This window comes from Streptomyces sp. NPDC096193 (genome assembly GCF_040302905.1).
GTDB lineage: Bacteria > Actinomycetota > Actinomycetes > Streptomycetales > Streptomycetaceae > Streptomyces.
Genome location: NZ_JBEOSJ010000001.1, coordinates 579,992 through 592,379 on the forward strand (window position 1 = coordinate 579,992; position 12,388 = coordinate 592,379).

The following is a 12,388-nucleotide window of genomic DNA, read 5'->3' on the forward strand; positions in this document are numbered from 1 at the left end:
TGAACGCTGCCGAACAGGGGGCCGTACACCATCACGAGGAACCGGCTGATGTCCGGCCGACAGGGACCGAACAGACAGAAGGAGCAGTCATGACCGGAGCACAGGGCCCGTCCCGCGCCATCGCACGTCGGACGGTCGTCGCCGCCGCGGGCGGAGCCGGTTTCGCCGTAGCGCTGACCGCCTGCGGGGGCTCGGACGACGGCGGGGACTCCGTGTCCGAGCAGCCCGGCGACGGGGGAACCGGCACCACGGGCGGCACGGGTGGCGCCGGCGGCAAGGTGATCGCGACGACCGCCGACATCCCCGAGGGCGGTGGCAAGGTCGTCGGGGACGTGGTGATCACCCAGCCGAGGGCGGGCGAGTTCAAGGCGTTCTCCTCCAAGTGCACCCATCAGGGGTGCGCGGTGAAGGATGTCGCCGACGGCGTGATCATCTGTCCGTGCCACCAGAGCAAGTTCGACGCGACCGACGGCAGCGTCAAGGCGGGGCCGGCCACGACGCCGTTGCCGCCGGCCGACATCACGGTCGACGGAAACTCGATCAAGCTCTCCTGAGGGCTGCCCCGGCTGCCACGACCCGGCTCAGCCCGCCTCCGACGCCGTCCGGTCCCGTCCGGTGCGGCGAGGGCGCTTCCAGCAGGCCAGCACCTCGTCGGTGGTGGCGATCGTGGCGACGAGCGCGAGCGTGTTGCGGATCATCGCGGGGGTGTAGTCGGCGGGCACCCCCGCGATGGCGTCCCGGGCCACGACGGCCGTGTAGCCGAGATTCACCGCGTCGAACACGGCATTGGGCACGGCGATGTTCGCCGAGACGCCGACGACGATGACGGTGCGGCAGCCGAGATTGCGCAGCAGTGCGTCCACGTCCGTACCGGCGATGGGCGACAGACCGTGCAGCCGGCGGACGACGAGATCCTCCTCCGCGACCTCGATCGGCGGGGCGATGCGCACCGCCGACGTACCGGAGTGCTGCTGGACGGGCAGCCGCCCGGCCGCCCGGAAGAGGCGGGCGTTGTGGTTGGCGCCGCGGCCGTCGGGACGGCGCTCCGCCACCGCGTGCAGCACCTGGACGCCCGCCTCGTGCGCTCCGGCGACGAGCCGGGCGACCTGATGGAGTACGCCGGACGACCGGGCCTGGGCGGCGAGTTCGGGCAGGGCGCTGTGGTCGCCGACCACGCCCTGCTGACATTCGACGGTCAGCAGCGCCGTGGTCACCGGATCGAGCTGTTCCGCGAGCTGGTCGGCACTCGGCACGGCTCCCCCTCGGGTCGCGGTCCGACCGACCGGGTGTCACGGCCGGACCGGGCGCGTGACAGTAGCCTCCATTGCGCGCAGAAGGAAGAGCCTCCATTCTTCTCTGACACATCGTCAGCTACAGGGAGGGGCCGCCATGACCGTCGAACAGCGCCGGGGCCGCCGGATCATGATGAGCACCGGTGAACTGGACGCGTTTCTGACGGAGCAGCGCACCTGCCGCGTGGCCACCGTCTCGGCCGACGGTCGTCCGCACGTCAGCGCGCTGTGGTTCGCCTGGGACGGCACATCGCTGTGGCTGTACTCCCTGACCCGCAGCCGGCGTTGGGCCGATCTGCGCCGGGACCCCCGGCTCGCCGTCGTGGTCGACGACGGAGAGGAGTATGGCGAGCTGCGGGGCGTGGAACTGTCCGGCAGCGCAGTGTTCGTCGGGGAGTCCCCGCGGACGGGTGAGCCCTGCCCCGAACTGGACGTTCCCGAAGCGCTGTTCGCGCGGAAGAATTTCGGGCTCGACGAGATGCCCCGCGACGGCAGGCACGCCTGGCTGCGGCTGACGCCCGACGCGGTCGCGTCCTGGGACTTCAGAAAGATGTCCGCGCTCTGAGGCGGTGGCGTGCCGGCACGTCGGTATGGCGGCACGTCGGCATGCCGGCAGGGACACCGTTCCGTCCCGGCCTTTCGAGGCTGGTGTCAGCGCTCCGAACCGGACGCGGGGCCGGCCGCCTCCCGCAGTGCCGCCACCGCCGCCCTGATCGAGGGGCGGCGGTCCGCGTCCGTGCGCCAGACCGCGTACACATGGCGCTGCATCCGCTGCCGTACGGGTACGAGCACGACACCGTCCGGCACCGGACCCCGGCCGAGCCGGGGAGTGACGCACACGCCGAGGCCCGCTGCGATCAGCGCGAGCTGGGTGTGGTGCTCCCCCGCCAGATGCGAGATCCGCGGTTCGATGCCGTGCGAGCGCAGGGTGAAGACCAGCCACTCGTGGCAGAACTCGCCTTCCGGCCAGGACACCCACGCGTCCTCGGCGAACTCGGCGAGGTCGACCTCGCCGCGGTCGGCGAGCACGTGGTCCGCGGGCATCGCCACGTCGGGCGCGTCGTCGAGAAGATGAGCCTGGGCGAGACCGCCGGGCACGGGCAGGCGCTTGTTGCTCCAGTCCAGCACCACGGCCAGGTCGAGGTCCCCTCGGATGACGTGCCGAATGGCCTGCTCCGGCTCCATTTCGCGTGACTGGACGCCCAGTTCGGGATGCTGCCGGTGCAGCGTGGAGATCGCCGCGGGGAACAGCCCGCGGGCCGCCGTCGGGAAGGCGCCGATCCGTACCTCGCCGACCACCTGCCCGCGCCGCGCCTCGATGTCGGACTGGGCCAGCGCGACCTGGGAGAGGATGCGCGCGGCATGGTCGGCGAGCAGCCGGCCGGCGTCGGTGAGACGGATGCCCCGCCCGTTCTTCGCGAGCAGTTGCTGCCCCACCTCCCGTTCCAGCTTGGCCATCTGCTGGGAGACCGCGGAGGTCGTGACGTGCAGTCCGTCGGCCGCGCCACTGACCGAGCCGTGGCGGGCCAGCGCGTCCAGGGTCCGCAGGCGCTCCAGATTCAACATGTAAGCAATGCTAAGCGAATGCGGCAACGAATTCTCGCTTGTCCTACGAGATTGTTCCGACGAAGCTGGCTGTCATGACCGCCGCCGCTTTCTCCCGGGCCTCCTCGGACCCTCGCCGCGCCCCGGCCGCTCCTCCCGGCCGTCCCCGGCTCGACTGGCGTATCCGCTTCGCCGCACTCTCCGCCGTCTGGGGCTTCAGCTTTCTGCTGATCAAGGTCGGCACGGAGGCGTACGCACCCTTCCAGGTGACCCTGGGCAGGCTCTTCTTCGGCACCGCGGTCCTCGCCGTGGCGATGACGGTGCGGCGGGAGCGCATGCCGCGCTCGCTGCGGACCTGGGGCCATCTGACGGTCGCCGCCTTCCTGCTCAACGCGCTGCCCTTCTCCCTCTTCGCCTACTCCGAGCTCACGATCCCCTCGACGCTGGCCGGCATCTGCAACGCCACCTCGCCGCTGTGGGGCATGGTCCTGTCCGTGGTCGCCCTCTCCGAGGACCGTCCGACCCGGCGCAGGGTGGCCGGCCTCGGCATCGGCTTTCTCGGCGTGCTGACCGTGCTCGGCGCGTGGCAGGGCTTCTCGGGGCTCGACGTCGGCGGTACGGCGATGGCGCTGCTCGCGTCACTGAGCTACCCGGTCGGCTGGATCTATGTGCGCCGCACCTTGGCGGGCAGCAGCCACTCCAACCTCTCGCTGATGGGTGCGCAGTTGCTTCTTGCGACGGCGCAACTCGCGGTGGTCACACCGCTGTTCACCACGATGCCGACGTCGTTCCCGGTCGTCCCGCTGCTGGCCGTCGTCGCCCTCGGCGCCCTGGGCACCGGGTTCGCCCTGCTGGTGCAGTACGGCCTGGTCCATGAGGTCGGCCCGACGACGGCCCAGATGGTCACCTACTTCATTCCGGTGATCGCCACGGCGGCCGGCGTGCTCGTACTCGGCGAGCAGCTGAGCTGGAACACCCCGGTGGGCGCCCTGATCGTGCTGGCGGGCGCTGCACTCACACAGAGCCGGGCGAAGCCGGGGACAGCGGCGGTGATCGTCCCCGGTCCGGAGGCGGAGCGGCCCGCCGGCGAACCGGCCACGGCCGCCGCACCGGTCGCGGCGCCGGCTGAGGACACAGCCGTACGCCCGCCCGACGCCCCCTCCGACGCGAAGGCGCCCGCCCCTCAGCCGTAACTGCGCGCGGGTGCCGGTCCGACCGTCGCCGCCAGCACCTCGGCCACCGCCTCGATCTCGTGCGGGTCGAGGTCCGAGACGGTGATCCGTACCGCGGGCGGAGACGACATCCGGAACCTCGCGCCGGGGGCGACCGCCCACCCCGCGTTCAGCAGCCGCGCCACCGCGCCCGTCTCGTCGCCGACCGGCACCCAGACGTTCATGCCGCTGCGGCCGTACGCCTCGACACCGCGCCGCGCCAGCGCCCGCACGAGGGCATCGCGCCGCTTCCCGTAGGACCGCGCCACCGCCGGTACGTCGACCGCTTCCGCCGTCCACAGATGGACCATCGCGCGCTGCAGCAGCCTGCTCACCCAGCCGGGGCCCAGACCCAGCCGTCCCGAGACGCGGTCGACGGTGACGGCGTCGCCCGTCAGCGTCGCGACCCGCAGATCCGGGCCGTACGCCTTGGCCACGGACCGCACGAACGCCCAGTGGTCGGTGACACCGGCGAGGGGGTGCAGCGGCAGATCGACGATGGCGTGGCCGTGGTCGTCCTCGATGAGCAGGGTCCGGGGGAAGCGGGCCAGGACGGCCCGCAGTTCGGCGGCGCGGGCGGCGCTGAGCGCGGCCCCGGTCGGGTTCTGGGCGCGGTCAGTGACGACGAGCCCCCGGGCGCCGGCCTCCAGCGCGCGCTCCACCCCGGCGGCGAGCGGTCCGTCGTCGTCGAGGGCCACGGGTACGGGCTTCAGCCCCAACGCCGTCACCAGGTCCAGCAGGCTTCCCCAGCCGGGGTCCTCGACGGCGACGGCGTCACCGGGCCGTAGATGGGCGGCGAGCACCCGCTCGATGGCGTCGAGTGCGCCGGAGGTGACGGTGACCGGGCCGTCCGGCACCCCGTCGGCGTCCAGCCCGGCGCGGACGAGCCGCCCGAACTCGGCGTCCACGGGCTCCAGTCCGTAGAGGCCCGGCTCGCGTTCGTTGCGGTCGGCGGCCGCGGCGAGAGCCTCGCCGAGGGCCGGCAGCAGGGACGGATCCGGGTTCCCTTTGCTGACGTCGCGCACGCCGGGCGGTGCGTCGACCCGGATGGATCCGCGCGGGGTGCTCGCCGGGCGCGGGCGCACCCGGCTCCCCCGGCGGCCCGCCGTCTCGATGACTCCCCGCTCGCGCAGGGTCCGGTAGGCGGCGGCGACGGTATTCGGGTTCACCTGCAGTCGGGCCGCCAACTCCCTCATGGGAGGCAGCAGTTGGCCCGGCTCCAGCTCTCCCGCGCCGACCGCGCGCTCGACACTGGCCGCGATCTCCGATGCGCGCCGACCTTCGATCCGATACTCTCCTAGCACAAACAACATTATGCACTAGTGCAATGGAGATCGCAATGCCGGACGTCTACGAAGCGACGGAACGCACCGTCCCCACCCGTGCGCGGGAACGCGCCTCGTACGACCGCGAGCTGGTTCATTCCATACTCGACGAGGCCTACCTCTGCCATCTCGGCTTCATCCGCGACGGCGCGCCCGTCGTGCTGCCGACGCTCTTCGCCCGTGTCGACGACCATGTGTACGTCCACGGCTCGACCGGCTCACGCCCCCTGCGCATGGCGGGAGCGCCGGACCCCGGCCTCCCGGTCTGTCTGACGGTCACCCACGTCGACGGGCTGGTCCTCGCCCGCTCCGCGTTCCACCACTCGATCAACTACCGCTCGGTCGTGATCCATGCGACGGCCCACCCGGTGACCGATCCGGCCGAAAAGCGTGCAGCCCTCGACGCCCTGGTCGACCAGGTCGTGCCGGGCCGAGCCGCGGACTCCCGGCCCGCCAACCCGAAGGAGCTGGCGGCGACGGCGGTCCTGCGACTGGACCTGACGGAGGTCTCCGCGAAGGTGCGCACCGGCGGCCCGAACGACGAGCCGGAGGACGCGGATCTGCCGCACTGGACGGGAGTCCTCCCGCTGCGGACGTCGTACGGGCCCGCGATCCCCGCGGCGGACCTGGACGCGTCGGTCGCGCTTCCGGAGTACCTCGCCTCCCGCTGAGGCGCGACACCGGGGCCCGGGCAAGCGTGGCACGCAGCCCTGGCGGCGGGGGGCCGGGCCGGTTCGAGCCCCGGCGCGGCCCCCGCGGCCTCAGCCGGCCGGCCTCGCCGTCCTCGCCGTCCGTGTTTCCGCGACGGCGAGTCCCGCCACCGCGGCGAGCAGGAGCAGCGTGCCGACCACAGTCGCCGTCGTGAGCCGTTCGTCGAGCAGTGTCACCGCGATCAGCGCCGCGCTCACCGGCTCCAGCAGCATGATCACCGACACGGTGGCGGCCCGTACGACCGCGGCTCCCGCGAAGTAGAGCGGGTACGCGAGTGCGGTCGGTACGGCGGCGACGTACGCCAGCAGCCACACGACGTGCCCCAGTTCGTCGGTGTGCGGCAGCAGTCCCTCGGCGAGGGCCATCGGCAGCAGGCCCACCGCTCCGATGCCGAACGCCCACGCCGTCGTGGCCATCGAGTCGCCGCCGCCGTCCCGGCCCAGCCACCGGGTCAGCAGCGTGATCGCCGCGTAGCCGGCCGCCGACAGCAGGGCGAGTGCGACGCCGACCGGTCGCACCGTGCCGCCTTCGCCGCCCAGGACGAGGACCGCCAGTCCGGCGAGCGCGCCGGTGACGGCGACGACACCGCCCCGGCCGAGGCGCTCGCCCATGGTCAGCCGTGCGCCCACCGCGATGAGGACAGGTCCCGCGCCGAGGGTGACGACCGTGCCCACGGCCAGGCCGGTCGCCTGCACGGCCGCGAAGTACGCGCTCTGGAAGAGGGTGAGCCCGATTCCCGTGCCGAGGATCCGCAGCAGCCGGCGCCTGCGCGGCTCGGCGGCGGCGTGCGCGGCACGGGCGGCATGGCCCGCCGAGCCCCGCCGGGCGCGCAGCGCGAGCGCACCCAGCAGCAGGACGAGTCCCCCGGCGCAGCGCCAGAAGGAGAGCGAGAGGGGACCGAGGTCACTGAGCCGGAAGACCAGCGAGGCGGCCGCCCCTGCGGTCCCCCAGGCGACACCGGCGAAGACGAGGTAGAGGAGGCTGCGCCCGACGGGCAGCGGGATCCGCACCGGAACGGCGGCTTGCGCGGGCACGCCGACCTGCGGCGTGGAGGAAAGATTCGGCACGAGACTTCTCCGTGTGAAGAACGGGATGGTGGTCGCTCGGCTCCGTCACGCGGGCAGCGACGAACCGCTCGGGGACACCCCGAGCCCGGTCTTCGTCAACGGCTGGCCGCCCGCGTTATGCGGCAGGCGGCGGAAGGACGGTCAAGTGCATGATCGCCACCTTACGTTCCGGCCCTATCGACCGACAACCGTCCGTCCTCCGTGACGCCCTCTTCCGGCGCGGGCACGACCACGGACCCGGAGGCCACCGGCCCGGACGGGGCCTTCGGCGCCTGGGACTGGGCGATGAACGCCCCGATCAGCACCACGGCACCGCCCACGATCTGCGGCGCCGACAGGTGCTCCCGCAGGAGGACCCAGGCGAGCACGGTGGCGATGACCGCCTCGAGGCAGGCCACCACGCCCGCGACCTGCGGCGACAGCTTGCGCACCGAGACGACGCCGGTGACGTACGCGAGGACGGTGGCGACGAGCACCACCCAGGCGAGCAGCAGCCCGGCGGGGACCGCCGTGCCGCCCATGGACGCGCTGCCGCCGAGCAGCGAGAAGTCCATCGACCACGGCCGGGCGACGACGGTCAGGACGGCGGTGCCGACCAGCAGTCCGTACGCGATGACCCCCAGCGGGTCGGCGGCGTTGTCGCCGTCGCCTCCGTGGTCGGACAGGACGAAGTAGCCGACTTGGCAGCAGGCGGCGCCCAGAGCCAGCAGCAGACCGAGTGCGTCGAAGGTCAGTCCCGACCAGACCTCGACGACACACGCCAGTCCGGCGACGGCGAGGACCACCCCGAGGGCCGCGGCACGGGTGACGGGCCGGCGCTGCACGAAGCGGACCCAGCCGAGCACGAGCGCCGGCGCGAGATATTCGATGAGCAGCGCGACACCGACGGGGATCCGCGAGATCGCGGCGAAATAGCAGGCCTGGACGCCCGCGACGGCGAGCAGGCCGAAGCCGAGGAGGAGGGCAGGCCGCCGGCGTACGAGATCGCGATGGCGCCAGGCCACCGGCAGCATGATCAGCGCCGAGCCCGCCACCCGTAGCCACACCACGTGCAGCGGGTCGAGGCCCGCCTCGATCAGCGGCTTGGCCGCGACACCCGATCCACCGAACGCGAACGCCGAGCCCAGGGCGAGTCCCAGGCCGGCGTTCCTTCCCCAAGACGCCTGCATCGGCACATCATGTCAGCGCGGGTCAGGACCGTCGACCCCGTTGCACATGTCGAGACGGCTCCCCGATCCGACCGGCGCCCCGGCCTCGATCCGGCCGCCCAGCTCTGCCGCGTCCACCCCCGCCCTGGCGAGCACTTCCACGGCGCGGCACTCACCGTCGGCGGCGAGAGCGGCCAGGAGATCGACGCCTCCGGCGCGCGCCTCTCCGCGCTGCTCGGCCCGCTCCGTCGCGCCCTGTATCGCCACGACGGCCGACGGCGAGTACTGGGAGGTGTCCACCTCCGGGGCGCGGACGACGGGCACCACGGCCGAGTTCTCCACCGAGCCCTGCCAGCGCAGCCCGTACCCGATGCTGCGCTGCACGAGGTAGCCGAGCACCCTGGCCACCTGCGGGCCGGGCCCGAACGCGGCACGGACGTCGGCGTCGGTCTCGAGCAGGGAGTGCAGCAGATGCGCGGTGTCGATCTGCCGGTCTCCGTCACGCAGCGCTCGCCGGCGCGCACCGGCGAGCACCGAGGCGAGTTCCACGGTCAGTCGGGCGTCGTTCTCTGCGCGGGTGGCGGCGGGCTGCTGCGGCAGCCGCGGGGTAGGGCTCTGCACATCTCCCACCTCATCAGCCCTCGAGGGCCCGGGCGTCCCCGGAGGGGCTCATTCGCGCATCCCACGGAGGTTGGGCACACCTGGACGGTTTCTCCTCCTTGCGGATGAGATCGAGACAGTTCTTCCCGGCTGTCGCGCGCCGCCTTGCCCACCCGCGGAAGCACCCCCGCCGCGCATTCCTGACTGTTCGTCAGTATTGAATGTTCGCGGCACTACGGCTACGTTCCGCGACACCGTGACCTGATACGAAGGGGTGGTCGTATGGCCGAAGTCAGCGCCGAGGCTCGCATCGAGGCACCGGCCGAGAAGGTCTGGGCCGAGCTGACGGACTTCGCCGGTTACGGCCGGTGGAACGCCACGCACACCAGCTTCCCCAAGGGCGGCCCGACGACTCTCGAAGTGGGCGCCACCTACGAGGAGAACATGAAGCTGATGGGCTTCCCCGCCGAAGTGACCTGGACCATCGACGAGTTCGAGGCCGGCAGGCTGTTCGGGATCAGGGGCAAGGGCCCGATGGGCGTCAATGTCGGCAACCGCTACTCGCTCACCCCGGAGGGCGACGCGACGCTGGTGCGGATCGACGGCGAGTTCACGGGCGCGGCGGTCTCGCTCATGGCCGGCAAGCTCAAGGACTCGGCGACGGCCGCCCTCAACGAGTCGCTGCGCAAGCTGGGCGGCCTGGTCGCCTGACCTCGCCGGCACCGCCGGCCACCCCTCCATGAGGCTGCCACCCACCGAGAACAGGAACAGGGCCCGGCGCGGATGCGCGGGGCCCTGCCGTCCATCACGGGTCAGTACTCGTCCACGGGTCAGTGCTCGTCGGCGAGGATCAGATAGAGCTTCTTGCGGGCTTCGTTGATGACCTCGACGGCTTTGTGCCGCTGCTCGGTGCTGCCGGTCTTCCAGACCTGCCCGAAGGCTTCCATCAGCCCCCAGCCGGCCTGCCGGATCTCGTTGACCGTGTCCCAGTCGACGGTGCGCCCGGCCTCTTCCCACGGGGCGTCCGGCCCCGACTCGGCCTCGGCGCGACCCGCTTCCGTGAGCGTGAACAGCTTCTTGCCGCCCTCGCTCCGGCTGGTGATCAGGCCTTCGTCCTCGAGCAGCTGGAGCGTCGGGTAGACCGAGCCGGGGCTGGGCTTCCAGGCCCCGCCACTGCGCTCGCCGATCTCCTGGATCATCTCGTAACCGTGCATCGGGCGGTCCTTCAGCAGCGCCAGGATCGAGGCCCGCACGTCACCGCGCCGCGCCCTTCCCCTGCCGCCACCACGACCGCGCCCGCCGCCGAAGGGTCCGCCGCCGAACGGCGGCCCGAACGGACCGAACGCTCCCCGGCGTCCTTCGAAGTCGCCCCGACCCGGATGACCGGGTCCGCAGTGTCCCTGACGGTGACCGTGTTCGTGTTCGTGTGAACGCATGTCTACGCCCCTTCCATCGTTGATCTGTCGCGATGCGTCAACGATATATCGGAATAGCTCGTCGGGCAACATCCCACGGGCCGCCGATCCCTGACTTGTCTCATCGAAGCTGGGGTACGTCGCAGCGAAGGTGGGCCGACAGCGGTTTGTCTCAGTGAGGACAGGCCACTGCCCTATCCGTCTCACCGAAGATGGGCCGATCTATCCGGCTCAGTCGACCTGGGCAGCATCTGCCAGTACGCCTCGCCCCTGGCCGCTGAACAGTCGCTAGCTGGTTAAGGACCGGCGCAGACGAGGATGCTCGGCGTAATCGGGAGGCGAGATCAGCGACGGATGGGGAACACTTCGCCAGGTGATCGTGATGCAGCCTGTCCTGGAGATGAACACCCCTGATGGCTTCGACCTCTGGCCTGTCGCCGAGACCGAACAGTTCAGCTTCCTGCCGCTCAGCGGCGGGCTCTCACCCGCCGAGATCGGGACGGCGCTCATGCGTATCGCCGCTTGCAACGACGTGGACCCCGCAGACGATGACGACCTCCCACCTCGGCCGGCTGAGCCTCTCAGCGGCTTCCTCCACGGACTGCTGAACCTCGACAGCCTTTACGCAGCGGGCGGCCTGCGCGTCACGGACACCTCCACGGGCATCGTCTTCTCGCCCGGCTGCTGTGACGGACTGGAGGATTGGCACGACTGGTACCAGGTCGTCGACGGCAGCGGCGTAATCGGGTACGGACACGATCCGGAGCCGTCGCTGGCCGAGCGCCTCGGAGATACCGTCCATCTCACCGTTGACTCCGACCGGAACGACAGTCCCGTGATCGAGCTGTCAGTCATCGAGCTCCGCCATCTGCTCGCTAGCGTCGAGCGCGACCTGACCGAGTTCCTCGCGGCAGCAACGGACTGGATCTCCGAGCACCTACCTGACCACTCCGCCCCTCTGACCGCCGCCCTATCCCGTGTTCTCGCCCTTGCCGCACCAGGCATACCGCCAACGCCACTCGATATGGAACGGACGTGACTGCTGGCATGCGCATGGCCTGGACGCTCGACGGACACGGCTGGGCCAACTGCACAGTTGAAGATCAACAGGCCAAAGTCGAGCTCACCGCCTCCTACATCACCAGCGCTCCAGAGGAGTTGCTCACCGCCGTGGCCCGGATCGTCTCAGGCGAAACGGACACTCGCGCGCAGTTCGAAGCCGAGCCCACCGCCTTCCGGTGGATCTTCTACCGCCAGGGCGACGACGCCTGGATCCGCATCCTGGAACTACGCGGTGGCAGCGACCACGACCACAAGGGCACCGAGATCTGGTCAAGTCAACTTCACGTCGACACGCTAGCCCGAGCCGTGATCCGCTGCTTCGACGAGGTTGTTCAGACCTACGATGAGAGCGGCTACCGAGGTAAATGGGGTGAGCACTTCCCTCGAACCGAACTCGAAGCCCTCAGACGCCTCCGGAACGCTCATCTACACGGAGATGACGCATAGCGCATGCTCGCCCGTTGCTCATGTCTACTGAGACGAGGCATGATCGGCGGTGTCTGCTCCGCGGGTGCTGAGTTTCGCCACCGGACGGCCTTCTGACGGCAGGCTCCTGAGCACCAGCGGCGGGTGTCGTGCGACTTTCGGTCGCTCAGCGATATCGCGCAGATCCCGCATGCGAGCTGCTGAGATCGCCGATCAAGCGCCGCACTCCAACACTTCGTTGAGCACCAGGGGCAGCTGCGGGAGGCGGTTCCCTGGAACATGTGTTCGCAACTGAGACAGTGCAGTGTCGTCGTCTTGACTGGCTGCGGTCTCAGCGTATTGCGCAGCGTCGGCGCCGCAAGCAGAGGGCGGGCCTGTCGCCGGCAACGGTCTGAACACCAGCGACGAGCTCTCCCGGACGGCCCTCGCTCGAAGGAGGTACTGCATAGTTCGCAGATCAGAGGTCTGAGGTAGGTGGTCGGGTCGAGGCGCCGGTATGCCCGCTGACGGCATCGGCTTGAGCACCAGCGACGAAGTGGCCAGGTGCGTTGCTCAGAGCGAATCGGGGTTCCGCAGAATGCGCAGG

14 protein-coding genes are annotated in these 12,388 nt (G+C 71.0%); 7 read left to right on the top strand and 7 right to left on the bottom strand.

The window, feature by feature from the left end:
* Positions 1-89 precede the first annotated feature (89 nt).
* Positions 90-554, top strand: a complete 465-nt coding sequence (locus ABTX78_RS02645) for a Rieske (2Fe-2S) protein (protein ID WP_352204981.1) — start codon at positions 90-92, stop codon at positions 552-554.
* 27 nt (positions 555-581) lie between these two features.
* Here ABTX78_RS02645 and ABTX78_RS02650 read toward each other — a convergent pair whose 3' ends face one another.
* Positions 582-1,253, bottom strand: a complete 672-nt coding sequence (locus ABTX78_RS02650; protein ID WP_352204982.1) for a cysteine hydrolase family protein — start codon at positions 1,251-1,253, stop codon at positions 582-584.
* Between the two features lie 136 nt (positions 1,254-1,389).
* On the opposite strand from ABTX78_RS02650, the gene ABTX78_RS02655 reads away from it, so the two are divergent.
* Positions 1,390-1,857 (top strand): pyridoxamine 5'-phosphate oxidase family protein, encoded by a 468-nt coding sequence (locus ABTX78_RS02655; protein WP_352204983.1) that lies wholly within the window; start codon positions 1,390-1,392, stop codon positions 1,855-1,857.
* Positions 1,858-1,943: 86 nt separating this feature from the next.
* Here ABTX78_RS02655 and ABTX78_RS02660 read toward each other — a convergent pair whose 3' ends face one another.
* A complete protein-coding gene (locus ABTX78_RS02660; RefSeq protein ID WP_352204984.1) occupies positions 1,944-2,858 on the bottom strand; it encodes a LysR family transcriptional regulator in 915 nt (304 codons plus the stop codon).
* Between the two features lie 74 nt (positions 2,859-2,932).
* Between ABTX78_RS02660 and ABTX78_RS02665 the strand changes: the two genes are divergently transcribed.
* The gene (locus tag ABTX78_RS02665; RefSeq protein ID WP_352204985.1) at positions 2,933-4,030 is read left to right on the top strand and encodes a DMT family transporter; all 1,098 of its coding nucleotides are present in this window, start codon (positions 2,933-2,935) and stop codon (positions 4,028-4,030) included.
* Here ABTX78_RS02665 and ABTX78_RS02670 read toward each other — a convergent pair.
* Positions 4,021-5,352 carry an aminotransferase class I/II-fold pyridoxal phosphate-dependent enzyme gene (locus ABTX78_RS02670; RefSeq protein ID WP_352204986.1) on the bottom strand — a complete coding sequence of 444 codons (1,332 nt, stop codon included), beginning with the start codon at positions 5,350-5,352 and terminating at the stop codon, positions 4,021-4,023. The two genes, ABTX78_RS02665 and ABTX78_RS02670, sit on opposite strands and share 10 nt — an antisense overlap.
* Before the next feature lie 23 nt (positions 5,353-5,375).
* On the opposite strand from ABTX78_RS02670, the gene ABTX78_RS02675 reads away from it, so the two are divergent.
* Positions 5,376-6,044, top strand: coding sequence for a pyridoxamine 5'-phosphate oxidase family protein (locus tag ABTX78_RS02675; protein ID WP_352204987.1), 669 nt, complete (start codon positions 5,376-5,378; stop codon positions 6,042-6,044).
* Between the two features lie 90 nt (positions 6,045-6,134).
* Here ABTX78_RS02675 and ABTX78_RS02680 read toward each other — a convergent pair whose 3' ends face one another.
* From ABTX78_RS02680 to ABTX78_RS02690, 3 genes are all read right to left on the bottom strand, one after another.
* Positions 6,135-7,118 (bottom strand): DMT family transporter, encoded by a 984-nt coding sequence (locus tag ABTX78_RS02680; RefSeq protein ID WP_502993740.1) that lies wholly within the window; start codon positions 7,116-7,118, stop codon positions 6,135-6,137.
* 194 nt (positions 7,119-7,312) lie between these two features.
* Positions 7,313-8,320, bottom strand: coding sequence for an EamA family transporter (locus ABTX78_RS02685; RefSeq protein WP_352204988.1), 1,008 nt, complete (start codon positions 8,318-8,320; stop codon positions 7,313-7,315).
* Between the two features lie 12 nt (positions 8,321-8,332).
* Positions 8,333-8,920 (bottom strand): Clp protease N-terminal domain-containing protein, encoded by a 588-nt coding sequence (locus ABTX78_RS02690; protein WP_352204989.1) that lies wholly within the window; start codon positions 8,918-8,920, stop codon positions 8,333-8,335.
* Between the two features lie 261 nt (positions 8,921-9,181).
* Here ABTX78_RS02690 and ABTX78_RS02695 point away from each other — a divergent pair, with 261 nt between their 5' ends.
* The gene (locus ABTX78_RS02695; protein ID WP_352204990.1) at positions 9,182-9,610 is read left to right on the top strand and encodes a type II toxin-antitoxin system Rv0910 family toxin; all 429 of its coding nucleotides are present in this window, start codon (positions 9,182-9,184) and stop codon (positions 9,608-9,610) included.
* Positions 9,611-9,729: 119 nt separating this feature from the next.
* Here the strand turns inward: ABTX78_RS02695 and ABTX78_RS02700 are convergent, their stop codons facing one another.
* Positions 9,730-10,335 (bottom strand): PadR family transcriptional regulator, encoded by a 606-nt coding sequence (locus ABTX78_RS02700; RefSeq protein WP_352204991.1) that lies wholly within the window; start codon positions 10,333-10,335, stop codon positions 9,730-9,732.
* A gap of 361 nt (positions 10,336-10,696) precedes the next feature.
* On the opposite strand from ABTX78_RS02700, the gene ABTX78_RS02705 reads away from it, so the two are divergent.
* Together ABTX78_RS02705 and ABTX78_RS02710 are read left to right on the top strand one after the other, a co-directional pair.
* Positions 10,697-11,353, top strand: a complete 657-nt coding sequence (locus tag ABTX78_RS02705; RefSeq protein WP_352205030.1) for a hypothetical protein — start codon at positions 10,697-10,699, stop codon at positions 11,351-11,353.
* Positions 11,350-11,823 carry a hypothetical protein gene (locus tag ABTX78_RS02710; RefSeq protein WP_352204992.1) on the top strand — a complete coding sequence of 158 codons (474 nt, stop codon included), beginning with the start codon at positions 11,350-11,352 and terminating at the stop codon, positions 11,821-11,823. The genes ABTX78_RS02705 and ABTX78_RS02710 overlap by 4 nt, the downstream gene beginning before the upstream one ends.
* Positions 11,824-12,388: the final 565 nt, after the last annotated feature.

Coding starts and splice junctions, on each gene's coding strand:
- ABTX78_RS02645 (WP_352204981.1), top strand. CDS start 90: ATGACCGGAGCACAGGGCCCGTCCCGCGCCATCGCACGTCGGACGGTC.
- ABTX78_RS02655 (WP_352204983.1), top strand. CDS start 1,390: ATGACCGTCGAACAGCGCCGGGGCCGCCGGATCATGATGAGCACCGGT.
- ABTX78_RS02660 (WP_352204984.1), bottom strand. CDS start 2,858: ATGTTGAATCTGGAGCGCCTGCGGACCCTGGACGCGCTGGCCCGCCAC.
- ABTX78_RS02665 (WP_352204985.1), top strand. CDS start 2,933: ATGACCGCCGCCGCTTTCTCCCGGGCCTCCTCGGACCCTCGCCGCGCC.
- ABTX78_RS02675 (WP_352204987.1), top strand. CDS start 5,376: ATGGAGATCGCAATGCCGGACGTCTACGAAGCGACGGAACGCACCGTC.
- ABTX78_RS02685 (WP_352204988.1), bottom strand. CDS start 8,320: ATGCAGGCGTCTTGGGGAAGGAACGCCGGCCTGGGACTCGCCCTGGGC.
- ABTX78_RS02695 (WP_352204990.1), top strand. CDS start 9,182: ATGGCCGAAGTCAGCGCCGAGGCTCGCATCGAGGCACCGGCCGAGAAG.
- ABTX78_RS02700 (WP_352204991.1), bottom strand. CDS start 10,335: ATGCGTTCACACGAACACGAACACGGTCACCGTCAGGGACACTGCGGA.
- ABTX78_RS02705 (WP_352205030.1), top strand. CDS start 10,697: ATGCAGCCTGTCCTGGAGATGAACACCCCTGATGGCTTCGACCTCTGG.